22 protein-coding genes are annotated in these 23,402 nt (G+C 64.1%); 19 read left to right on the top strand and 3 right to left on the bottom strand.

Annotated elements, in window-relative coordinates; all coding sequences use genetic code 11:
• Positions 1–23: 23 nt before the first annotated feature.
• The 8 genes from NKH05_RS02000 to NKH05_RS01965 all read left to right on the top strand — a co-directional run bounded on the left by NKH05_RS02000 (position 24) and on the right by NKH05_RS01965 (position 7,116).
• Positions 24–1,157 (top strand): enolase C-terminal domain-like protein, encoded by a 1,134-nt coding sequence (locus NKH05_RS02000; RefSeq protein ID WP_352999403.1) that lies wholly within the window; start codon positions 24–26, stop codon positions 1,155–1,157.
• Between the two features lie 39 nt (positions 1,158–1,196).
• On the top strand, positions 1,197–1,994 hold the full coding sequence (locus NKH05_RS01995; protein WP_352494009.1) for an SDR family NAD(P)-dependent oxidoreductase: 798 nt from the start codon (positions 1,197–1,199) through the stop codon (positions 1,992–1,994).
• 19 nt (positions 1,995–2,013) lie between these two features.
• Positions 2,014–2,487 (top strand): VOC family protein, encoded by a 474-nt coding sequence (locus NKH05_RS01990; RefSeq protein WP_352588929.1) that lies wholly within the window; start codon positions 2,014–2,016, stop codon positions 2,485–2,487.
• Between the two features lie 96 nt (positions 2,488–2,583).
• Positions 2,584–3,591 (top strand): alpha-ketoacid dehydrogenase subunit beta, encoded by a 1,008-nt coding sequence (locus NKH05_RS01985; RefSeq protein WP_352789882.1) that lies wholly within the window; start codon positions 2,584–2,586, stop codon positions 3,589–3,591.
• Positions 3,588–4,622 (top strand): thiamine pyrophosphate-dependent dehydrogenase E1 component subunit alpha, encoded by a 1,035-nt coding sequence (locus tag NKH05_RS01980; RefSeq protein ID WP_084642367.1) that lies wholly within the window; start codon positions 3,588–3,590, stop codon positions 4,620–4,622. Before NKH05_RS01985 ends, NKH05_RS01980 begins: the two co-directional genes overlap by 4 nt.
• Positions 4,601–4,885, top strand: coding sequence for a muconolactone Delta-isomerase family protein (locus NKH05_RS01975; RefSeq protein ID WP_023716817.1), 285 nt, complete (start codon positions 4,601–4,603; stop codon positions 4,883–4,885). The genes NKH05_RS01980 and NKH05_RS01975 overlap by 22 nt, the downstream gene beginning before the upstream one ends.
• 15 nt (positions 4,886–4,900) lie before the next feature.
• A complete protein-coding gene (locus NKH05_RS01970) occupies positions 4,901–5,905 on the top strand; it encodes a MaoC family dehydratase (RefSeq protein WP_353024962.1) in 1,005 nt (334 codons plus the stop codon).
• Positions 5,902–7,116, top strand: coding sequence for a CoA transferase (locus tag NKH05_RS01965; RefSeq protein WP_353024960.1), 1,215 nt, complete (start codon positions 5,902–5,904; stop codon positions 7,114–7,116). The genes NKH05_RS01970 and NKH05_RS01965 overlap by 4 nt, the downstream gene beginning before the upstream one ends.
• Before the next feature lie 114 nt (positions 7,117–7,230).
• On the opposite strand, the gene NKH05_RS01960 is transcribed toward NKH05_RS01965, so the two are convergent.
• Together NKH05_RS01960 and NKH05_RS01955 are read right to left on the bottom strand one after the other, a co-directional pair.
• Positions 7,231–8,247 carry a LacI family DNA-binding transcriptional regulator gene (locus tag NKH05_RS01960; protein ID WP_353024959.1) on the bottom strand — a complete coding sequence of 339 codons (1,017 nt, stop codon included), beginning with the start codon at positions 8,245–8,247 and terminating at the stop codon, positions 7,231–7,233.
• A gap of 5 nt (positions 8,248–8,252) precedes the next feature.
• On the bottom strand, positions 8,253–9,050 hold the full coding sequence (locus NKH05_RS01955) for an SDR family NAD(P)-dependent oxidoreductase (protein WP_023716813.1): 798 nt from the start codon (positions 9,048–9,050) through the stop codon (positions 8,253–8,255).
• 294 nt (positions 9,051–9,344) lie between these two features.
• Between NKH05_RS01955 and NKH05_RS01950 the strand changes: the two genes are divergently transcribed.
• The 9 genes from NKH05_RS01950 to NKH05_RS01910 all read left to right on the top strand — a co-directional run bounded on the left by NKH05_RS01950 (position 9,345) and on the right by NKH05_RS01910 (position 18,563).
• Positions 9,345–10,787, top strand: coding sequence for an extracellular solute-binding protein (locus NKH05_RS01950; RefSeq protein ID WP_023716812.1), 1,443 nt, complete (start codon positions 9,345–9,347; stop codon positions 10,785–10,787).
• 37 nt (positions 10,788–10,824) lie between these two features.
• Positions 10,825–11,748: a carbohydrate ABC transporter permease gene (locus NKH05_RS01945; protein ID WP_352484091.1), complete on the top strand. Its 924-nt coding sequence runs from the start codon at positions 10,825–10,827 to the stop codon at positions 11,746–11,748.
• Positions 11,745–12,578: a carbohydrate ABC transporter permease gene (locus NKH05_RS01940; protein WP_352494001.1), complete on the top strand. Its 834-nt coding sequence runs from the start codon at positions 11,745–11,747 to the stop codon at positions 12,576–12,578. Before NKH05_RS01945 ends, NKH05_RS01940 begins: the two co-directional genes overlap by 4 nt.
• On the top strand, positions 12,575–13,483 hold the full coding sequence (locus NKH05_RS01935; protein ID WP_352515634.1) for an SMP-30/gluconolactonase/LRE family protein: 909 nt from the start codon (positions 12,575–12,577) through the stop codon (positions 13,481–13,483). Before NKH05_RS01940 ends, NKH05_RS01935 begins: the two co-directional genes overlap by 4 nt.
• Positions 13,480–14,307: an SDR family NAD(P)-dependent oxidoreductase gene (locus NKH05_RS01930; RefSeq protein ID WP_352493999.1), complete on the top strand. Its 828-nt coding sequence runs from the start codon at positions 13,480–13,482 to the stop codon at positions 14,305–14,307. Before NKH05_RS01935 ends, NKH05_RS01930 begins: the two co-directional genes overlap by 4 nt.
• Before the next feature lie 357 nt (positions 14,308–14,664).
• Positions 14,665–15,597 (top strand): substrate-binding domain-containing protein, encoded by a 933-nt coding sequence (locus tag NKH05_RS01925; protein WP_023716807.1) that lies wholly within the window; start codon positions 14,665–14,667, stop codon positions 15,595–15,597.
• A 107-nt stretch (positions 15,598–15,704) separates the two neighbouring features.
• Positions 15,705–16,691, top strand: a complete 987-nt coding sequence (locus NKH05_RS01920) for an ABC transporter permease (protein WP_352493998.1) — start codon at positions 15,705–15,707, stop codon at positions 16,689–16,691.
• A gap of 4 nt (positions 16,692–16,695) precedes the next feature.
• Positions 16,696–17,490, top strand: coding sequence for an ATP-binding cassette domain-containing protein (locus NKH05_RS01915; protein ID WP_023716805.1), 795 nt, complete (start codon positions 16,696–16,698; stop codon positions 17,488–17,490).
• 50 nt (positions 17,491–17,540) lie between these two features.
• Complete coding sequence (locus NKH05_RS01910) at positions 17,541–18,563, top strand: LacI family DNA-binding transcriptional regulator (protein ID WP_352548708.1); 1,023 nt, start codon at positions 17,541–17,543, stop codon at positions 18,561–18,563.
• A 552-nt stretch (positions 18,564–19,115) separates the two neighbouring features.
• Here NKH05_RS01910 and NKH05_RS01905 read toward each other — a convergent pair.
• Positions 19,116–19,697: a TetR/AcrR family transcriptional regulator gene (locus NKH05_RS01905; RefSeq protein ID WP_352895548.1), complete on the bottom strand. Its 582-nt coding sequence runs from the start codon at positions 19,695–19,697 to the stop codon at positions 19,116–19,118.
• Positions 19,698–19,949: 252 nt separating this feature from the next.
• On the opposite strand from NKH05_RS01905, the gene NKH05_RS01900 reads away from it, so the two are divergent.
• Positions 19,950–20,225: a hypothetical protein gene (locus NKH05_RS01900; protein ID WP_023716802.1), complete on the top strand. Its 276-nt coding sequence runs from the start codon at positions 19,950–19,952 to the stop codon at positions 20,223–20,225.
• Positions 20,219–23,398: an efflux RND transporter permease subunit gene (locus NKH05_RS01895; protein ID WP_023716801.1), complete on the top strand. Its 3,180-nt coding sequence runs from the start codon at positions 20,219–20,221 to the stop codon at positions 23,396–23,398. Before NKH05_RS01900 ends, NKH05_RS01895 begins: the two co-directional genes overlap by 7 nt.
• The last annotated feature ends 4 nt before the right edge of the window (positions 23,399–23,402 follow it).

Genomic DNA, 23,402 nt, shown 5'->3' with positions numbered 1-23,402 from the left:
CGGGGTCCTTGGGAGGGGATGGAATGCCTGGTCCTTCAACTATCGTCGATATCAGCGTCGCCGCCATACAGGGCCAATTGCCGGCGCCGGTGATCTTTGGCGACTGGGTGATGAAGCAAAGGGAATTCGTGGTCGTGCGGCTGCGCACGCAGTCCGGCCATGAGGGCTGGTCGTTCACGCTGACGCGGGATGGCGCCTGCGCCGAGCAGATCCGCAAGAGCATCGCCCCAGTTTATATCGGTACCGACGTTGGCGACCGCGTGAAGACCTTCAAGACAGCCAAGGGGCGCAGCTACGGTTCGCACAGCGCCGGTGTCGGCTTGCGCGCGCTGTCGCAGGTCGACCTCGCCGCATGGGACGCGGCAGCAAAGATAGCCGACAAGTCGATCGCCGAGTTCCTCGGCGGAACAACCGCGCCAATGCCGGCAACCGCGATCGTCGGCTACCCGCCGGCGCTGATGAACCCGCAGCAGATCGGCGACCAGGTGAAAGGGCTCTATGCCGCGGGCTGGCGCCGGTTCAAGGCGCCAATGGGCGTCACGCTGGATGAATCCGAAGCGCGGCTGCGCGCCGCGCGCAGGAACGCGCCGGACGCCTGGCTCGGCACCGATCTGGTCTGGATGTTCTCGGACGTCGACGCGGCTGCCGCCTATGCCAACCGCCTCGCCGATCTCAATATGGGCTGCATCGAAGACATCTTCCCGCCGGGAAACGCCAGGAAGCTCGCCGAGCTGCGCAAACGCGTGCCAATGCCGATCTGGCAAGGCGACGAACAGGGCGGCTCTTACTATCCCGAAGCGCTGATCATGGCCGGCTCCGTCGACCGCGTGCGCGTCGACCTGACCTGCATGGGTGGGATTACCGGCGGCCGCGCCATTATCGACGAGTGCCTTGCCGCGGGCGTCGATTTCGGTCCGCACATGTTCGCGCATGTGCACAGCCAGGTGTTCAGCGCCTGGGGCTTTTCCGACAAGCCGGTCGAATGGGGCGTGCCGTGGAGCGGCGTCGACCCCTATGCGGACAGCCTGGTGCAACCGGAAATCATCAAGGGCGGGCTGATGAAGCCGCTTCCTGCCAAACCCGGCTTCGGCGACATGCTCAACCGGGAATGGGCGCTGAGCCAGCCGCACCAGGATCCCGACCACATTCTCAACTGACCAAAGCCGCCGCGGAGCGGCCTAGACACGGGCATAGCGATGACCGACGACCAGACCGTTCCCGCCAATTATGCAGCGGGCCTCTTCGACCTCTCCGGCCGCGTCGCCGTCGTGACCGGCGGCGGCAGCGGGCTGGGTGCCGCGATCGCGATCGGCTACGCGCAATTGGGCGTCACCGTCATCGTTGCCGACATCAACATGGCCGGCGCCGAAGCGACGCGCGCAACGATCGCCGAACAGGGTGGCAAAGCCGAGGTCGCCAGCCTCGATGTCACCAAGCGCGACCAGTGCTTCGCCTTGGCCGAGGCGGTCAAGCGCGGTCACGGCCATGTCGACATACTGGTCAACAGCGCCGGCTCGGCCTTCCGCAGCCCGGCCGAGGAGTTCCCCGAGGACAAATTCAACTTCATCCTCGACCTCAACCTGAAGGGCACGTATTTCTGCTGCCAGGCCTTTGGCGGAGTGATGCTCGGCCAGAACAAGGGCTCGATCATCAACATCGCCTCGATCGGCTCGTTCAAAGCCTATCCCTGGGCGAGCGCCTATCTCGCGTCGAAGGGCGGCGTCCTGCAGGTCACCCGCGCACTGGCGCTCGAGTGGCGCGACCGCGGCGTCAGGGTCAACGGCATCGGGCCGACACTGATGGAATCGCCGCTGACCAGGGCGGCGGGAGCGACAAGCTCGATCACCGCCGATTTCATCAAGGCGCGTATGCCGCGGCCGCGACTCGGCTTGCCGCGCGAACTGATCGGCACGGCGGTGTTCCTCGCCAGCGACGCCTCGGAACTGGTCACCGGCCATGTCGTCATGTGCGACGACGGCTATCTGAACGCCTGACCAAAGGAGCGCAGACGGAATGGCCAGGATCACGAAAGCCCATCACACCGGCTTCACCGTGCGCTCGCTCGACCGCTCGATCGCGTTCTATCGCGACGTGCTCGGATTCGAGCTGGCGTTCCAATGGAACCCGCGTGCGCCCTATATCGGCGAATTGGTCGGCTATCCAGAAGTCGACCTGCACAGCGCCATCCTGCGCCTGCCCGGTACCGACGTCTGCCTCGAGCTTCTGGAATACCGCAATGTCGAGCAGATTCCCGTCGACATGCATAACGGCAATGTCGGCAATGGCCACATCGCCTTCAACGTCGATGACCTCATGTCGTTCTACGAAAAACTGACGGCGATGGGCGTCAAATCCGTGTCGCCGCCGGTGACACCGACGATCGGGCCGAACAAGGGCGGCAAGGCGGTTTACCTGATCGACCCGGACGGCTTCCGCGTCGAGCTCATCGAAAGTGCCCAAGCCTTCGGCAGCTACAAACCGGAATGACGCCAGTGCCGATAAAAACGTTTCCAAATCTTTTCCGCTGCGATGATTTCGCCGACGCTATCGACGATCCGAGCAGTGCATTGGGAGGTCTGAACCTTGGCTAAAATCTGGATACGGCAAGCGGTTCTGCGGGCGCTTGACGATGCAATGACGGATGACCCCAGCGTCATCGTCATGGGTGAAGACATCGCCGCCGCCGGTGGTCCGTTCAAGGTGACCGAGGGGCTGCTTGCCACGCACGGCCCCGAACGGGTGATCGACACACCGATTTCGGAAATGGCGTTCATGGGTGCCGCGGTCGGTGCTGCCGTCTGCGGCCTGAAGCCGGTGGTCGAGATGATGTTCATCGAATTCATCGGCGTCGCGCTCGACCAGTTGACGACGCAGGCGGCAACGATGCGCTATCTGTCGCGCGGCCGGCTGACCACGCCGCTCGTCGTGCGCGCGTCAGCCGGCGCCGGCCAGGGGTTTGGCTGCCAGCATTCGCAGATGCTCGACCACTGGTTCCGCGGCACGCCCGGCCTCAAGGTCGCGGTGACCAGCAATGCACGCACGACCTATGGCCTGCTGCGGTCGGCGATCGAAGATCCGGATCCGGTGGTGGTGCTCGAACCGCGTGTGCTTTACGCCGAGCGCGAGGAATACGAATTCGACCGCAACTACCGCATTCCGCTCGGCCAGGCCGAGATCGCGCGGCCCGGCACCGACGTGACGCTCGTCACCTGCGGCGCGATGCGGCGGGTGGCGCTCGCGGCAGCGGAAACCAGCCACGCCAATATCGAGGTCGTCGACCTTCTGACGCTGTGGCCATGGGACCGCCGGAGTGTTGCCGAATCGGTTGCGCGCACAGGCCGCCTAGTGACACTCGAGGAGGCGCCGGCCGGCAGCGGCTGGGGCGGCGATGTCGTCTCGTCGATCGCCATCGAAGCGTTCGGCCGGCTGAAGGCGCCGCCGCATCGTATCACTCTTCCCGAAGCGCCCGTACCTTATAGCGGCGCGCTGGAAGCCCGTTTCCTGCCGAGCCCGGCCTATGTGGCCGAGCAGATCGCGACGCTTGTCTCGACCAACAAGCCACCCCTGCCGTGGTGGAGGAACGCAGCATGACGCTCTCCAATTCGAATGTGCCGATCGTGCGGCGCGAGGCCTTGAAGAACAGGCTGGAGCAGCTCACGCGCATGGTCGAGATTCGCGCGGTCGAGGAGCGCATCCAGAAACTCTTCGCCGAAGGGCACGTCCGCGGCAGCACGCATCTTGCCAGCGGACAGGAGGCCGTCTCGGTCGGCATCGCGCGCTCGATCGATCCCGACGACATCGTCACCTGCACCTATCGCGGCCATGGCCATGCATTGGCGCTCGGCGTGTCGCCAACGGCGGTCATCGGCGAGATCTGCGGCCGCGTCATCGGTTGCGCCGGTGGCCTCGGCGGTTCCATGCATCTGGTCGAGCCGGAGGTCGGGCTGCTGCCGACCGCCGCCATCGTCGGCGCCGGCCTGCCGATCGCCTGCGGCGCGGCGATGGCGGCTCGCGCCCGCGGCAAGGACCGCATCGCCGTATCCATTTTCGGCGACGGCTCGGCCAATATCGGCGCCTTCCACGAGTCGCTCAATTTCGCGGCGATCCGCAAGCTGCCGGTGGTCTTCGTCTGCGAGAACAATCTCTACGGCGAATACACCCGTATCCAGCTGTCGACGCCGGTCGAGGACATCGCCATACGTGCCGCGAGCTACAACATGCCGGGCGTCGTCGCCGACGGGCAGGATGTCGACAAGGTGGCGGAGGCGATGGCGACCGCCGTCGCCCGCGCCCGCCGCGGCGGAGGGCCGACACTGATCGAAATGAAGACCTATCGCTATTCCGGCCATTCACGTTCGGACCCGGCGACCTATCGGCCGGCCGGCGAGCTCGATGCCTGGCTGAAGCGTGACCCTATCGACATCCTGGCAGAGCGGCTGGCCGGCGAAAAAATATTGGCGCCGGGCGGTCTCGACCAGCTTAAGGCCGACATAAGCGATGCCGTGGAGCGGGCGACAATGGAGGTGCTGGACTCACCGGCGCCGGATCTCGGCGAAATCCTGTCGCATGTCGGCGCCCATTCGGCTGGAGGGGACCAGAGATGGAATTTCTGGTCGAAATAGAGGTCAATTTCCCGCCCGACGGCGACCCCCGGCAAAAGGCGGAGCTGATCGCGGCAGAAGGCCGTCGCGCCAAGGAATTGGCCGCGGCCGGCATCGTGCGCCGGCTGTGGCGTCAGCCGGGCCGATGGGCGAATTTCGGCATCTGGGAGGCGCCCGACGCGACCGCGCTGCATGAGGCGATCGCGTCGCTGCCGTTCTACCCCTGGCTGAAGGTGGTGGTGCGGCCGCTGGCAGCGCATCCTTCTGATCCGGGCCGAAGCTGACGAAGGATCAGCAGCGTGAGCACGTCTCCACCCGCAATAGGCATCGACGGTCCGTTCTACGAGGATCTCCGCATCGGCGACCGCTTCGACGGAGCGCCGGTGATGCGGCTGAGCGACGGCCTTGCCGCTGCCCACCATACAATCGTCGGCGGCAGGCTGAGGCTGGCCTTCGATGCGGCACTGTCGGCATCCGTGACCGGACTAAAGCAGCCTTTTGCCGCGCCGGCGCTGGTCTGGGACGTGGCGATCGGCCAGTCGACGCTGGTGACGCAGCGGGCGATCGCCAACCTCTTCTACCGCGGTCTGATCTTTCGCCGGGCGCCGGCGATCGGCGACAGTTTGAAGACCGTTACCACCATCATCGGGCTGCGGTCCGCCGCCGCCAGGCCGGGGCGTGCGTCGCGCGGCCTGGTCACCATGCGGATCGCCACCAGCGATCAGGAGGACCGACCGGTACTCGATTTCTGCCGGTGCGCGCTACTACCGGCCAGACAGGCAGGGGATGGTGCCGCGCAGGGCGAAACCGATCCGCCGCGATCCGAGTTCATGGGAGCGCCGGCGGCGATCGGCGGATGGAACCTCGACGCTTACCGCAAGGCGGTGCCTGGCCCGCATTTCAACGATCTCAGCGCCGGCACCATCCATCGCCTTGCCGGCGGCGATGTGGTGAGCAGCGCGCCGGAGCTGGCGCGGCTGACGATGAACCTGGCGACGATCCACCATGACCGCACCCAGACGGGGCAGCGCCTCGTCTATGGCGGCCATACGATCGGGCTGGCAGCGGCACAGTTGACCCGTGCACTGCCGTCGCTGGTAACCATTTTGGGCTGGCAGGACTGCGATCATCTGGGGCCGGTGCACGAGGGCGACACGCTGCACTCCGAAATCGGCATCGGGCGCTGCGAGCCTCTGCCCGGCGGCGGTGGGCTGGTGCATTTGCGCTCACTGGTGCGGGCGACCGCTTCCGATGGCGGGATTTCCGACGTGCTCGACTGGCGATCAGTGGGGCTGTTCGCATGAGCGGCGGCATTCTCGCCGGCCTTAGCATCGTCGAGGGCTCGGCCTTCGTGGCGGCACCGCTCGGCGGCATGACGCTGGCACAATTGGGGGCCGACGTGATCCGCTACGACCAGATCGGCGGTGGGCTCGACCATGGCCGGTGGCCAGTGGCGGACAACGGCCAGAGCCTGTTCTGGGCCGGCATGAACAAGGGCAAGCGTTCGATCCAGATCAACCTGCAGTCGCCCGAAGGGCAGGACGTCGTGGCCAGTCTGATCGCGAGACCGGGGCCGGGCAACGGCATCTTCCTGACCAATTTTGCGGCGCGCGGCGCCCTCTCCTACGAGGCCCTGAAGCACCGGCGCAACGACGTCATCATGATCGCGCTGACCGGCAACAATGATGGAACCAGCGAGGTCGACTATACCGTCAACGCGGCAACCGGCTTTGCCGAAATCACCGGCGCGCGCGGCGCCACGGAGCCTACCAATAGCGTGCTGCCGGCCTGGGACATCGCGATGGGCGAGATGGCGGCGGTGGGCGTGCTTGCCGCCGACCGCCACCGCAGCCGCACCGGCAACGGGTCATTGGTGAAACTGGCGCTATCGGACGTAGCGCTGGCCATGACCGGCAATCTCGGTCGGCTGGCGCAGGCCGAACTTGGAGGCAGTGCCGAAAAGGACGGCAACTATCTCTATGGTGCGTTCGGGCGGGATTTCCTCACCGCCGACGACCGCCGCGTCATGGTGATGGCGCTGACCGGCCGGCAATGGGCCGTACTGCTGCAGGCGACCGGGCTGGACACGGCAAAGCTCGCGGCAACAAGCGGCGCCGACCTCGACAGCGAAGGCGGGCGTTATGCGGCGCGCGAGGCGATCGCCGCCCTACTGGCGCCGTGGTTTTCGGCACGGAGCTTCGCCGACGTGCGGCGCATCTTCACGGCATCCGGCGTCTCGTGGGGGCCTTACCAGACATTCCGGCAATTGTTGGTCGAGGATCCGCGCTGCTCGACGGACAACCCGATGTTCGCAAAGGTCGATCACCCCGGTCTCGGATCGCTGCTGACGCCGACTTCGCCACTGGATTTCTCCTCGGTGGAACGGCTTCCTGCAGTCCGCGCGCCCGTACTTGGCGAGCACACCGACGAGATCCTGACCGAACTGGGGTTGAGCGACGGCGAGATCGGAGGCCTGCACGACCGCGGCATCGTCGCCGGTCCGGCGACGGCTTGAGCCGCGAAGGCTTTAGCGCAATTCCAGGAAAGGTGTGAAACGGTTTTCCGTCCGGAATTGCGTAGAAACAAAGAGATAGAGCGGTTCGGCGTTTCCGTGAAACGATGAACCGCTTTAGCGAGGCGGCGGCGCCACGGATTCGCGGTAAACCAGCTTCGGCGGGATATCGATGACGACATCCTGCGGTTCGCGCCCCTGGATCATGGCTTCGAGCTCGACGACGGCGCGCGCGCCCATTTCGGCGAGCGGGGTAATGATGGCGGTCAGCGGCGGCGCGGTAAAGATGGCGTCCTCGCCGTCGAGCGTAACCACCGAAAGATCGTCCGGCACGCGCACGCCGCGCACACGGGCCGCCGCCAGCGCACCGATGCCGACCAGCATGTTGAAGGCGAAGACGCCGGTCGGGCGTTGCGCCTCATCGAGCAGCCTGTGCAAGGCATCGTAGCCACCGCGGCGCGAGACCGGGCCGGCGATTTCGACGACGGCCGGCAGGCCGGCAGCCTGGCAGACTTCGACGAAGCCATGGCGCCGGCGTCGCGAGGTGTCGAGTTCGGGCAACGCGCCGATGAAGCCGAGGCGCCGATGGCCGGCCTCGATCAGGGTCTGCGCGGCAAGCCGTCCCGAAGCCTGGTCGTCGACGGTGACGCTGCGGCCGATGCTGGAACGGCGGTTAACGAAGACGTGCGGCACCGGATTGTTCTCGATGGCGGCGATCATCTCGCTGCTTTCGGCGCTGACGGCGATGATCAGCCCGTCGATGCGGCGTTCGCTGACCAGCCGCATATAGGCGGCAGCGGAAGTGCGCTCGTCCGCAACCTCGGCAATGAGCATGACGTAGCCGGACTGTTCGGCCTGGCGCATCGCGCCGTGCACCGTCTCAGCATAGATTGGATTGGTGAGGTCGGGCAGCAGAATGCCGAGTGCGCCGGTGCGCTGGGTGCGCAGGTTGCGAGCAAGCGCATGTGGGCGATAGTTGACCCGGCTTGCCTCGTCGATGATTGCTTGGCGCGTCTGCGGCCGCACGCTGATGCCGCCGTCGTTGAGCACCTTGGAAACGGTGGAAACGTCGACGCCGACAGTGCGGGCAATGTCCTTCAGCGTGGCGCGCCCCGGCGGGCTGATTGGCTTCAAAGGCTTCAGCCCTTTCCGTACATGGCGAGCAGTTGCGCGTCGGGCGCATAGCGGTAGCAGCGCGAGGTCAAGCCGCCATCGACGGCCAGCGACTGGCCGGTGACGAACGAGGCCTCGGACGAAATCAGCCACGAGACGGCGGCCGCGATCTCCTCCGGCTCGCCGATGCGCTCGAGCGGATGCTGAATCGACATTTCCTTTTCAGCCACCGCGCTGTCGGGGCTGTCGCGGATCACGCGTTGCACCAGCGCCGTACGGACGGCGCCGGGCGCGACCGCATTGGCGCGGATGCCGATCGGCCCGTATTCGACCGCGATATAGCGGGTCAGCGCATCGATGCCGGCCTTGGCCACATCATAGGCCGCCCACATGTTGAAGGCCGAGCGGCCATGCACCGAGGAGACATTGACGATCGAACCGGTCGCCCGGTCTCGAACCCACGTCCGGATGGCTTCGGACGAGCCCCAGAAATGCGACATCAGGTTGACGGCGAACAAACGCTCGACCTCGGGCTCATTGGGTTCATGCAGATTGCCCATCAAGGCGATGCCGACATTGTTGACCCATCCGCGCAACGGCGCGAGTTGTTCCGCCGCCTCGCGGGCGGCTTTCAGCACCGAGCGGTCGGATGCGTCGCCGCACACCGCATGATGGCCGTTGCCAAGCGTCTTGCCAAGCGCCTCGGCTGCCGCCCGGTCAAGTTCGAGGCCGACGACATTCCAGCCGTCGGCGGCCAATCGGATCGCTATGGCGCGTCCTATGCCGTCGCCCGCACCTGTCACGACAACGCTTCCCAGGCTCATCGACGACCTCCCTGTCGGTTCGGGCTTCGGATGCGCTGGAAGGCCGCCATTCAGTCGCCTGGCACATTGTTGTTTGCCAGCGTGTAGAGGCCGTGCGCGACAGCTGTCAAGCGCCTGCGCCCGAGACAATTTTCACCCATAGAGCACGGCATCGATAACACGACGTGTTTGTTCAAGCAATCGTTTGAGCGATCATTAAGCAATCGATTGACTATTTAGATCGCCGGATGCAATCTGCCGTCCGGACCGATGCAGTCCCGTCGGCAGAACAAAGAAGAAACTGGGGAGTGAGACATGAGCGGAAAAGAGCAGACGGATCACCCGCGGCCCGGCGAAAACGCCGCCGTGGATACAGGCGGCCTGACGCGCCGCGACCTGATGCAGCGCGCCGGCATGCTGGGCCTGGCAACGGCGTTTGGAGGACTTGGCGGCACCGTGCCGCTCTACGCCGCCGGTTTCGACATGAAGAAGTTCGCCGGCACCAAAATCAACATCCTGATGACCGGCGATGAGAACGACCATCGCGCGCTCGCCGACATGATGCCGAAATTCGTCGAGGAGACCGGCATGGAACTGGAGATCACCTCGCCGGCACTCGGCGCGCTGATCGAAAAGACATTGCAGAACCTCAAGGCAGACAAATCCTCGTTCGAATTGATCGAGTATCTTGGGTTCCTGACGACCCAGCAGGTCGGCGGCGGCTATTACGAGCAGCTCAACGCCTATATCGACGATCCCGCAAAAACGCCGCCGGACTGGGATTTCGCCGATCTCATCCCGGCGGCGATGAAGAATGTCGGCATTTTCGACATGGCCTCCGGCACGGTTGGCAAAGGCAAGGACGTCTACGGCATACCCGGCCTGCATTCCGGGTCGGTCATCTATTTCTATCGCAAGGACCTGTTCGACGCGGCAGGCCTGCAGCCGGCCAAGACCTGGGACGAGTTCAAGGCTGCCGCCGAGAAGCTCAACACCGACGACGTGGCCGGTTGCTCCTTCATCGGCGCCAACGATTTCTCGCTCGCCGCGGTCGACTGGTACACTCGCTTCATCACCACTGGCGGCGTGCTGATGACCGGCAGCGCCAAGGAGAAGAATTTTAAGCCGCAGGTCAATTCCAAGGAAGGCATCGGCGCCTTGCAGATGCTGATCGACCTGCTGCCCTATGCGCCGAAGAATGTGACCAAATACGGCTTTGCCGAAAACGTCGACGGCTTCTCCACCGGCAAGATCGCGCAGATGATCTTCTGGTCTACAATTGCCGGGCCGATCCTGAACAGCGAGAATTCCATGGTCGCCGAGACCACCGCGACCACCCCGGTTCCTTCCGGCGACGGCAAGTCGCCGCGGGCAATCCAAGGCGGCTGGGGGGTCGGCATCCCGAAGAATATCGACCCGGCGAAGAAGGACGCCGCCTGGCTGGCGCTGACCTGGATCACCAGCAAGGCGGTGAACCGCTATTCCATCGAGAAATACAACATCGATGCGAACCGCACCTCGGCTTTCACAGATCCCGAGCTGGTGGCGAAGTTCCCCTACCTCAAGGACGCGCTGACGGCGATCGAGACGGCCGACACCATACCGACGTCGCTGATCCCGGAATTCTTTCAACTCAACGATGTCATGAACGTCGAGTTCAACGCGGCGCTGATCGGCACGCAAGATGCCAAGACTGCCTGTGAAAAAGTGCAGACCCAGTGGGAGGCGATCTTGCGGAAGGCAGGCCACCTTGCCTGATCGGTGCCCGCGCGGATCGCTGTGGATGTGATTTTCGATGAGCCTTGCGACAACCGCCGCCACCCAGACGAAATTCGTCTTCGGCACACGTGACGAGCCGGGGAGAGCCGTGTGGCTGCTCCTCGGCCCGTGCCTGCTTTACCTGATCGTCTTCAGCATTTATCCGCTGTTCCACAGCCTGCGCCTGTCGCTTACAGATTTGACCGCCGCGACCGGCACCGGCAATTTCGTCGGCCTCGCCAATTACCGTGCCCTGCTGGTCGATCCGCTGTTTTGGAACGCCGCCATGAACAGCGCCATCATGGTGTTTTTCTCGGTTTCCATCCAGGTCGTGCTCGGCGTCGCACTGGCGATGTTCTTCAACCTGCAGCTGAAGGGCGCCTGGATCGTGCGCGGCATCCTGTTGCTGCCGATGCTGATGACGCCGATCATCGTCGGGGTGATGTGGCGCGCCCTGCTCAATCCGGACTGGGGGCTGGTCAACTGGGCGATAAAGCAGATCGGACTGACGCCACCCGACTGGCTGGGCTCGGTCGGCATGTCGATGGTGACGGTGATCCTCGTCGACTGCTGGCAATGGACGCCATTCGTCTTCATCATCGTCTTTGCGCGCCTGCAGGCGCTGTCGCAGGATGTCTTCGAAGCCGCCCAGGTCGACGGCGCCGGCCCATTCGTCACCTTCCGGCGCATCACGCTGCCGATGCTGACGCCGGCCATCGTCTTCGCCGCCGTGTTCCGCGCCGTCGATGCTTTCCGTTCGTTCGACCTGATCTACGGGCTGAGCTATGGCGGGCCAGCGCGCAGCACGACGACGCTGTCCTTTTTCTCGTTCCAGAACGGCTTCCAGTTCCAGAATTACGGCTATGCCGCGGCGGTCGCCTACATGATGCTTTTGATCCTCGCCGTCGGCACGACAGTGATGCTCAGATACGTCCAGATCCGGCCCGGGAACTCGCGATGAAGATCCGCCCGGGCCGGGTCATCGCCTACCTCTTCCTCATCGTGCTCGGCATCTTCGGCGCCGCGCCCTTCCTCTATCTGGCGGTGCTGTCTACCAAGAAGCGCATCGAGATCCTGGCGCAGGTGCCACCGACGCTCAACCTCAACTGGACGCAGATCGTCAAGAACTACAATGAGGTGCTGTTCAGCCAGGGGATGCTGGCCTTCACCCTCAACTCCATCATCGTGGTCGGCATCGCAACCGCAGCCGCGATTCTGATCGGCACGCCGGCGGCCTATGCGTTTTCAAGGCTGCGCTTCAAGCGTAGCGAGCAGCTGGCAAGCACCATCCTGTCGATGCGCTTCATGCCGCCGATCGCGGTCGCCATTCCGCTGTTTCTGATGGTCAAGACGGCCGGCCTGCAGGACAGTTATCCGGGCCTGATCCTGCCCTATATCGCCTTTTCGCTGCCGCTCGTGGTGTGGATCATGATCGGCTTCTTCGACGAAATCCCGAGCGAGATCGATGAAGCGGCGATGATCGACGGCTGCACGCGCGTCGGTGTGCTGTGGCACGTCATGCTGCCGATCGTGCGGCCGGGCCTGGTGACGGCAGCGCTGTTCGGCGCGCTGTTCATCTGGAACGAGTTCCTGGTCGCACTCTACGTCATCGACAGCCGTGCCTTCCAGACCATATCGCTGGGTGCCGCGACCCTGGTCAGCGCGCAGCGACCGATCGACTGGAACATCGCCGCGACGGTCGGCGTCGTCACTGTCATCCCGATCCTCCTCTTCTCGCTTTTCGTCCAGCGCTACATCGTGCGCGGACTAACCGCAGGGGCCGTGAAATGAAGAACGATCTTTCGCCGGAACTGGTGACGGACAATCTCGGATGGCCGGAAGGGCCGACCGTGATGCCGGACGGCAGCCTGGTCTTCGTCGAAAGCTACCGCAGCCAGCTGACCATCGTTGGCAAGGACGACAAGGCAAGGCAATTCGCCTATGTCACCGGCGCGCCGAACTCCTGCGTGCTTGGCTCCGACGGCGCGCTCTATGTCTGCCAGAACGGCGGCACCGTCGGTCCGTGGCGCGCGCCTGAGATGACCGTGCCATCGATCCAGCGGGTGCGGCCGGGCGCCGGGCCGGAAATTCTGGTGACCGAGGTCGAGGGCGTCAAACTCAATGGCCCGAACGATCTGGTCTTTGCGCCGGATGGTACGCTGGTCTGGACCGACCCCGGCACCTATAATCCCGCCAGTCCCGACCCGAGCTACATTTTTGCGCTGGCGCCGGACGGCAAGGCGACAATCAAGGTGGCCTTCCCAGAACCGGTGTTTCCGAACGGCATCGTCGTCGAGGCCGACGGCTCGATCGTCTGGGACGAATCTTACACCGGCCGTGTCAGGCGACTGAAGGGCGACGGCAGCATCGAGGATCTCGGCCGCATGCCGGGGGATAACCCGATCCTCGACGGCATGACGATCGCCGCCGACGGTTCGCTGCTGGTCACGGATCTGGTCGGCGGCGGCATCCATGTCGTCGCCCGCGACGGCGCCATCAAGGGCTTCATCAAGTGCGGCGGCGCGCCGACCAATCTCGCCTTCGATGGCGAGACGCTGTGGGTGACCGACGCCAGCGTGCTGGCATCGAGCGACAAACCGTCCTATGCCGGGCGCCTGTGGCGGCTGAAAGTGCCGGGCGGCGGCGCCCCGACCTACAAAGGCACGATCAAAATGGCAGCGGAGGCGGGCGCATGAGCCCGCGCGAACCGTTTCCCGGACTTTCCTATCAAGGCAAGGTCGCCTTCATCACCGGCGGCGGCTCGGGCATAGGCCGCGAGACGGCGCTGACACTGGCCGATCTCGGCGCCGATGTCGCCATCCTCGACTGGACCGCGGGCGCTGCTGCAGACACCGCCAGGCAGGTCAAGCACATCGGTCGGAAAGCGATCGCCTTCGAAGGCGATGCCGGTCATGAGAAGACCGTCGCCGATGCCTTTGCGGCGACGCGCAAGCAGCTTGGCGAAATCGATGTCGCCGTGGCCTGTGCCGGCGTGCTCGGCGTCGGCGGGCCGGTGTTCGAGACCTCGGTCGAGGATTTCGAGCAGGTGATGGGCGTCAACGTGCGAGGCTCATTCCTGGTGGTGCGCGAGGCGGCCAAGGGCATGCGCAAGCAAAAGAGCGGCGCCATCGTGCTGCTCTCCAGCCTCGATGGGCTGCAGGCCGAGCACGGCATGTTCTCCTACTGCGTGTCGAAGGGAGCGCTGCTCAACCTTGCCCGCGCGGCGGCGCTCGACCTGGCGCGGGACCGGGTCACGGTCAATTGCGTCTGCCCGAGCGTGACCGATACGCCGCTGCTGGCCGGACGGCTGGCAGCGCTGCCGAATGGCGACGAGATCCTCGCCTCCTACGCCGAGCGGCATCCGCTCGGCCGGGTGCTGACACCGCGTGACATCGCAGCGGCGATTGCGTTCGTCGCCTCGCCCATAGCCAATGGCATTACAGGCGCTGCCATTCCGGTCGATGCAGGCATCGGTGCCACATGGGACAATTTTCGCGACCCGGCCTGGATCAAGGGCTGATCTTGACATCCGGAACCTGAGGTCTTCGGTATCAAACAGGCCCGCAGCGCCCACGACAAGGGACGTCATGGTCGTTTGGAGTAGATGGGCGCCGGGAGCAATCCGGCCGACGCAGTCCAGGAATCGCCTGCCTGAAAAATATCACGCAAACTGATGCAATCTGATGGTAGGGCTGATGGCGCCTGCGGATGCGCCAACTACCACTGGCAGATGAAGGCTTGCCATCGATCGAAAAAGGGGATGCTCTGATGCACCCAGGTCGACGCTGGCAGAATACGATCGCGGTTTTTGCCGCGCACGGTTTTTCGCCGCGATCGTCGTGGGAGGAGGAGTTCGGTTCAAATGGGAGGAAATCAAATGCTGACGAGGCTAAGACTGCTTGTACTTGGCTTGGTGGTGGCGCTGGCCATTCCGGCCGCGGCACAGGCCAAGACATTCTACTGGATTTCGCATGGCGGCCCGGCCGATCCGGTCTGGACCTACTTCCTTGCCGGCGCCAAGCAATGGGCGACGGACACCGGCAATACCGTCAACACCTCGTTCCACAATGGTGACGTGGCGTCGCAGCAGGAAGCCGTTCGCGCCGCAATCGCCGCCAAGGCCGACGGCATCACCACCACCAGCCCCGATCCGGGCAGCCTTGTCGAGATCGTCAAGGAAGCGCGGGCGGCGAACATCCCGATCATCAACTTCAACACGCCCGACCCGAAGGCGGATTTCAACGCCTATGTCGGCGGCGACAACGTCACCTTCGGCAAGCATTGGGCGCAGTATCTGGTCGACAAGGGCCTGGTGAAGAAGGGCGACTTCGTCTGGATGCCGGTCGAAATTCCCGGCGCCACCTATGGCGTCCAGGAAGAGGAAGGCATCAAGAGCGTCTTCGAGCCGCTCGGCATCACTTATGAAATCACCGAAGCGACGCTCGACCAGGCCGAAGTGATCAACCGCATGGTCGATTACCTCACCGCCAACAGGGCCAAGGTCAAGGCGGTCATCGGTCTCGGCGACCTTGTCACCGGTTCGATCAAGCGAGTGTTCGACCAGGTCGGCGTCAAGCCGGGCGAAATCCCGGTTGTCGGCTGGGGCAACTCGCTCGATACCACCCAGGAAGTGCTGAACGGCTACGTCAATGCCGGCCAGTGGCAGGATCCGCAGGCGACCAGCTACGTCGCGCTCTCGCTCGCCAACATGGCGGCGAGCGGCATTCCGCCCGGCTTCGACGTGATCACCGGCGCGCTGTACGAGAAGGACACCGCGGCAGTCTACGACAAGATCCTGTCCGGCAAATAAATCCGCGATCGAGTTGGTCACGGCCGCTCCGGCGGCCGTGGCTGTCTCATCATTCCGCCGAAGCCGGTTGCCGTCTCGGCCAGTTCCAATCCTATCGCGGGTCCAAGGTGGAAAATCGTTCCCTTATCCAACGCTCGATCGCGCGGCCAGAGTTCGGGCCTTTCGTGCTGCTTGTCGTCGAGATTGCCGTGTTCTGGGGCATCAATCACGACTTCCTGTCGCCGCAGAACATCTCGAACACGCTGGCCTTCACGGTCGAACTCGGGCTGATCGCGCTGGCGATGACACTGCTGATGACATCGGGCGAATTCGACCTCTCGGTCGGCTCGGTGTTCGGCTTCTCGCCGGTCCTGATGTGGACGCTGTTCAACAGCGGTCTCACCTCGCTCGAAGCCGCCTTCGCCGTTGCCCTGGTGGTTGCCGCCTTCATCGGGCTGGTCAATGGCTGGTTCGTGACGCAGCTCAAGATCCCGTCCTTCCTGGTGACGCTGGGCATGCTGCTGGTGGTGCGCGGCACCGCTTTGTTCGTCACCAACGGGTTTCCGCAGCGGACCTGGAGCGCCGAGGGGAGCTGGCTGGCGGAAGCCCTGGTCGGCGATTTCTTCATCGGGCCGTTCCGTATCTATATGTCGCTGTTCTGGTTCATCGCGGCCGCCGTCGCGCTCGGCTACGTGCTGACGCAGAGCCGGATCGGCAACTGGATCCAGGCGGCCGGCGGCAACCCGAGTGCCGCAAGGGCGCGCGGCGTCAATGTCAGCGGCGTCAAGATCGGCCTGTTCATCCTGTCGTCGATCCTGGCCTCGCTTGCCGGCGTCATCAGCTCGCTGCGCACCTCGGCGGCCAACCCCAACAGCGGCACCGGCTACGAGCTCGAAGTCATCGCCATGGTGGTGATCGGCGGTACGGCGCTGACCGGCGGGCGCGGCACCATCATCGGCACAGTGCTCGGTATCCTGATCCTGCGCGTGATGCGCAACGGCATCGTGCTGATCGGTGTGCCGGGCCTTGCCTACAACATCTTCATCGGCGCTATCATCCTCGGCATGATGGCGCTCCACTCCTGGCTGGAACGCCGGCATCAGGCAGGGACTTGAGACGATGGTCGAGCCGCTGATCCGCATGACGAACATCCGCAAGTCCTATGGCCGCGTTCAGGCGCTGGTTGATGCCAATTTCCATGTCAACGAAAGGGAGATCGTCGGACTGCTCGGCGACAATGGCGCCGGCAAGTCGACGCTGATCAAGGTGCTGTCGGGCGCGGTCCCGCTGACCAGCGGCGACATCTTCATCCGCGGCAAGAGGGTAAATTTGCGCAGCACCAGCGACGCCATCGCCCACGGCATCGAGACGATCTACCAGGACTCGGCGCTGGTGACGCAACTGTCGATCGCCCGCAACCTGTTCCTTGGACGCGAGCCGATCAAGCCGCCGCGTTTCCTCAACCGCATGGACCAGGAGGCGATGAACGTGGTTGCCCGCGACCTGCTCAAGCAGGTCGGCATCTCGAAGAACATTCCGCCGACGACGCCGATCGGCTCGCTCTCCGGCGGCGAGCGGCAGGCGGTGGCGATTGCACGCGCCATGCATTTCGACAGCGACCTCATCATCCTCGACGAGCCGACCAACAATCTCGGCGTCGCCGAAACGCAAGGCGTTCTAAGCTTCGTGCGCAGCGCCCGCGATTCCGGCCATTCCTGCATCTTCATCGCCCACAACATCCACCACGTCTTCCAGGTGGTCGACCGCATCGTCGTCATGCGCCGCGGCAAGGTGGTCGCCGACGATATCGACCCGAAGAAGACCAGCGTCGCCGAAGTCGAACGCGTCATCACCGGCATGTCGGACAAGGAGATCCACGACGCGCTGGTCGAGCGCACAAAGCGGCACGACTGACCGCCGGCTGACCGCCGAGGCACTGGATCGCATCGCCACATGGTTGCGAGATGAAAGCCACCGTTTCGGATATTGCCAGGAGCTGCGGCCTGTCGACCGCGACGGTCGACCGTGTGCTCAACAACCGGCCGGGGGCGAGTGCCGCCAACCGGCAGCGCGTGATGGAGGCAGCCAAGCAGCTCGGCTATCTGCCGGTTGTCGACCAGGTCGCGTTGCCCTCACGGCCGGCACATCTCGAATTCTTCCTGCCGATCGGCAGCAATGCCTTCATGGCCGATCTGGCCAGGCACATCGAGGATTATGCGGCGCGCCTGCCGCTGGTCGCCTCCTGCCGCATCCACAAGCTCGCCGGGATCTCGCCGAGCGCCTTACAAGGGGCCGTCGAAAACCTCTCGCTCAAGGCGAACGGTGTCGGCGTCATCGCCATCGATCATCCGAGAACGCGCAACATCTTGCGCGAGATCGTCGAGGCCGGCATCCGCCTGGTCACGCTGGTGTCCGACGTTCCCGGCGCGCCCCGCTCGGCCTATGTCGGCATCGACAACCGGGTGGCCGGCCGTACCGCGGCGCTGCTGATGGGACGGTTCCTCGGCGGCCGCCAAGGCCATCTGGCGATGGTGGTCGGCTCACGTTCCTATCGCGGCCACGAGGAACGTGAAATGGGCTTTCGCTCGGTGCTCGGCGAGGAGTTCCCCAATCTGACCGTCACCAGTGCCGTCGAGATCAACGACGAGCCGGAGGTCAGTTATACCGCGACCATGAAGGCGCTGCACAACGAGCCGGAGCTGCTCGGCATCTACTGTATCGGCGCCGGGCGCTCGGGCGTGGCAAAAGCATTGCTCGAAGCCAGGCCGCAGAAGAAGCCGGTGTTCATCTGCCATGACCTGACGCGCGAAACGCGCGGCTATCTTGTCGACGATCTGCTCGACGTCGTCATCGACCAGAATGCGCGGCTGATCGCGGAACAGTCGGTCATTCGCCTGCTCGGCTCGATTGCCTCGTCGGCGCCCTATCTGACGCGGAAATTCATCGAGCCGCGCCTGATCTTCAAGGAAAATGTCCCGGTGCAGTGATGCCGCGCGAGGGCGGTGTTCGCTCGGCCTCGATCGTTAAAATTCGGTTGATACCGCAAATCTGCACATCAGCTATGCAACTTTTGTGGTTGCCGAATCATTGGGCAACCAGTAAGTTCATAAGCGTCGGCCATCTACTCCTCCCAGATGCGATGCCGACGTTGAATTCGGTGCACCTCCTCCCGCACCGCATTCGAAAATCAAGCCCGCTGCCACCTCCTCCCGGCAGCGGGCTTTTTTCGTTCCGGCTCTGAGGTATCGGCCAAGGCTGGGGCCATGACTATCACCGGGACGAGTACCGATCCGCGAATCGATGGGCCTTCGCTGAGATCGCCACGGCATTTCCGGGCGGAATCCTGTCACACTTGTCACTCTCACCAATTCGCTGCCGGCCCTATCTTGCCCTCACAACCAACAAGCAATACGCCGCGCAAGGAATGGCGCGGCGGCAGACGGAGAAGTGTGGTGACGACACATCCGAATGGGACGAAAGAGCGCTCGGCGGCGCGGCTCGTAACCAACGAGCTGTCAATGGTTTCGCCGCTTGCGAGACTATCTGGCCCTGAAAGAAGTGATCAGGCCTTCCGCCATGCGGACGAACTGCGCGCTCGGGCCTTCGGCGCCGACGCTTTGCAGGCTGACACGGGCGCCCTCGAGCAGAAGCGACAGCGTGTCGGCGAGAAGTTCGGCCTGGCCGATGCCGGCATCGCGACACAGCGAGACCAGCCGCTCGCGCTGCGCTTCCTTGAGTTCCTTGATCACTTGCCTTGCCGGATGATCGGTCTCGCTCAGCTCGATGGCGGCGTTGGCCATGTCGCAACCGCGACGATCCGACATCAGGCAATCGGCCGCCATCCGGACCCAGGCGTGCAGTTGCGCCAGTTTGTCGCCCGGATTCTCGGCCTCGAACTTTTCCCACATCGCGTTGGCGCTGCAGGCGGTCGCCCGCAGACATTCGATGATCAGGTCGTCCTTGGACTCGAAATGCCGGTAGAGCGTCATCTTGTTGGTACCGGCGGCCTCGGTGATGGCGTCGATGCCGACGCCGCGAATGCCATGCTTGTGAAACATGTCCCGTGCCGTCTCCAGGATCCTGTCCCGGGGGCGACCACGCTCCACAACACTGTCTGTCATCAAAACCTCCGTGATTGCGTTTCCCGAAATTCCCTCGGTGCACCTCTTGACTAGGGTGTTACCGGTCTGTAACGTTAGAGATGTTACTTACCTGTAACACCCGCATTGCATCATGTCAAACTCGCAAGTGCCGGCCATCAGCCCCGCCCAATCGGCAAGGGGACGAACCGCACCTTACGGCCTCGGCCGGCGAGCAAGAGAACACCCGATCCGCGGCCTGCCGCGGATCGCCAAAAACCAGGAGCCGCTTCGATGTCGCAGCGCAATGATCTGACGATCGATGAAGTCGTGAAGGATCCGATGATCCGCATGCTGATGAAGGCCGACCGCGTCGATCCGCGGTCTTTCGAGGCGATGCTGCGTGCGCTGGCGGACGAGCAGGCCGAGCGCCGCAACGCGCCGCGTCGCCCGCTGCAAGATTTCGGCTTTCTCGAAGATTCCGGCTCAACGCGCAGCCGGCGACTGTCCAGGGTGGCCAGGGCCTTTGGCCGGGCCAGAGCATCGGGCGAGGCGTGCATCTCATGGTAAACTTCTTCATTCATCGTCCGATCTTTGCGTCGGCGATCGCCATCATCATGGTGCTCGCCGGGGGCATTTGTTATTTTCTGCTGCCCGTCTCGCAGTTTCCCGACATCACGCCGCCCCAGGTCGTGGTCAGCGCCCACTACCCGGGCGCCAGCGCGCAGGTTGTCGCCGACACGGTGACGACGCCGCTCGAACAGCAGATCAACGGCGTTCAGGGCATGACCTATATGTCGTCGTCGAGCTCCAATGACGGCTCCTCGACGATCACCATCACTTTCGAGGTCGGCTATTCCCTGAGCACCGCCGCCGTCGACGTCCAGAACCGCGTTTCGCAGGCGGCTTCCTCGTTGCCGGCCATCGTCAACCAGGGCGGCGTGACGATCAAGAAACAGAACCCGAACTTCGTCCTGATCGTCGACCTCACCTCCCCGGACGGCTCCGTCAACCCGGTCACTTTGAGCAATCTCGCCTACCTGCAGGTGGTCGATCCGCTGAAGCGCCTGCCTGGCGTCGGCGACGTGCAGATCTTCGGCGAGCGGCGCTATTCGATGCGCGTTTGGCTCGATCCCGACAAGCTCGCCAATCTCGGCATCACCGCCGTCGACGTGCAGAACGCCGTCGCCGAGCAGAACGTCCAGGTGGCGGCCGGCAAGATCGGGCAATCGCCGGCTCCGGCCGGCACCGCTTTCGAGATGCAGGTCAACGCCGTCGGCAGGCTGAGCGACCCCAAGGAGTTCGGCGACATCGTCGTGCGGGCCAATACCGCCAACGGCTCGTTGGTGCGGCTCCGCGACGTTGCGCGCATCGAGCTCGGCGCGCTGCAATATTCGTCGTCGGCCTTCTTCGGCAAGGACCCGACGGTGGTGCTCGCGGTCTACCAGATGCCGGGCTCCAACGCGCTCGATCTGCAGCAGCGCGTCAAGGACAAGATGCAGGAGCTGTCGGCCCGCTTCCCGAAGGGGGTCAGCTATGCCATGCATTACGATACGACACGTTTCGTATCGGCGTCTATGCATGACGTGCTGATCACGCTCGGCGAGGCGCTGGTCCTGGTCGTCGCGGTGGTGTTCATCTTCCTGCAAAGCTGGCGCACCACGATCATCCCGACGATCGCGATTCCGGTGTCGCTGGTGTCGACATTAGTCGTCATGTACATGTTCGGCTTCTCCCTGAACATGCTCAGCCTGCTCGGCATGGTGCTGGCGATCGGCCTCGTCGTCGACGACGCGATCGTCGTCGTCGAGAATGTCGAACGCCAGCTCGAGGCCGGCCTCAAACCGCTGGCTGCCACGCGTACGGCGATGGCCGAGGTCACCGGACCGATCATCGCCACGACCGCCGTGCTGATGGCCGTGTTTGTGCCGGTTGCCTTCATCCCCGGCGTTTCCGGCCGGCTCTACAACCAGTTTGCCCTGACGGTCGCGATCTCCTTCGGCATCTCGGCCTTTGTCTCGCTTACGCTTACTCCGGCGCTCAGCGCGGCGTTCCTGCGCCACCGGCCTGAAACGCAGTTCGTGCTGTTCCGCTGGTTCAACATGGGCTTCGAACGGCTGTCGCATGCGTATGCGAATGGCGTGCGCATTCTCATCCGTCTGCGCTGGATCATGCTTGGCCTGTTCGCGGCCGGACTTGTCGCGACCTACTTCGTCTGGCAGCGCCTGCCCTCGACCTTCCTTCCGGTCGAAGACCAGGGCTACTTCTTCGTCGTTATCCAGCTCCCCGACGGGGCCTCGCTGGAACGCACCGATGCAGTGGCGCAAAAGGCACGCGATATCCTGCAGAACACGCCCGGCGTCGACATTGTCGGCTCGATCAGCGGCTTGAACTTCCTGACCAGTGCCGCGCAGTCGAACTCGGCGGTCGAATTCGCCATCCTGAAGCCATGGGACGAACGCGGCCCCGACCAGAGCGCCTCGAAGCTCGTCGCCGACGTGCGCAACAAGCTGCTGCAAATTCCGGAGGCTTTTGCGCTGAGCTTCGACCCGCCTTCGATCCCGGGCATCGGCACCACCGGTGGCTTCGAGTTCCAGGTCGAGGATCTGACCGGCCGCGGCAGCGTGGCGCTCAACGATGCGACGCAAGCTGTGATTGCCGAGGCGCGCAAGCAGCCGGAGCTCAACCCACAGCAATTGTTCTCGTCGTTCTCGACCTCGACGCCGCAGTTCAACTACGATCTCGATCGCGCCAAGGCAAAGCTGCTCGGGCTCAACCTGCCGGACGTCTTCAACACGCTGCAGATCTATCTCGGCTCGCTTTATGTGAACGACTTCAACCTGTTTGGCCGCACCTTCCGGGTGACGATCCAGGCCGACAAGGACTCTCGAGCCGGTCCGGCCGACATTTCGCGGCTCTATGTCCGCAATGCGTCGGGTGGCATGGTGCCGCTGAGCACGCTGGGCAAGCTTGTGCCCATCGTCGGCCCCGAGACCGTGCCGCACTACAACAACAATGCGTCGGCCCTGATCAATGGCGGCGCCGCCCCCGGCTTTTCGTCCGGCCAGGCGGTGGCGGCAATGGAACGTGCCGCTGCCACGGCGTTGCCGAGAGATTTCGGCTACGAATGGACCGGCATCACCTATCAGGAGCTCAAGGCGGGATCGATCGCATCCGTCGTCTTCGGCCTCGCCATCGTCTTCGTTTTCCTCATCCTTGCCGCGCAATATGAGAGCTGGGCGATGCCGTTCATGGTGCTGCTGGCGGTGCCGCTCGCATTGTTCGGTGCGTTCGTCGTGCTGTGGCTGCGCGGCATGCAGATCGACGTCTACTCGCAGATCGGCTTCGTCATGCTGATCGGACTGGCGGCCAAGAACGCGATTCTGATCGTCGAGTTTGCCCGGCGCCGGCGCGAAGAAGGCCTCAGCATCGTCGACGCCGCGATGGAAGCGGCGCGGCTGCGGCTGCGGCCGATCCTGATGACCGCCTTCGCCTTCATCCTCGGCGTGCTGCCGCTGATGTTCGCCACAGGTGCGGGTGCCGCAAGCCGGCAGTCGATCGGCACCACCGTCTTTGGCGGCATGGTCGCAGCGACCATCCTGTCGCTGGTGTTCGTGCCGGTCTTCTATGCGGTGATCGAGCAGCTGCGCGAGCGCCGCAGCGAGAGCGAACCGGTCTCCGAAACGACTGAACAACCAACCGCCGAACCCGCCTTCGAGCCATTGGCCGAAGCGGCTGAATAGGACT

Source organism: Mesorhizobium sp. M1399, from assembly GCF_040317735.1.
Lineage (GTDB): Bacteria > Pseudomonadota > Alphaproteobacteria > Rhizobiales > Rhizobiaceae > Mesorhizobium.
Note: the sequence above shows the minus strand (reverse complement) of the source record. Positions and strands in the feature narration are given on the sequence as shown.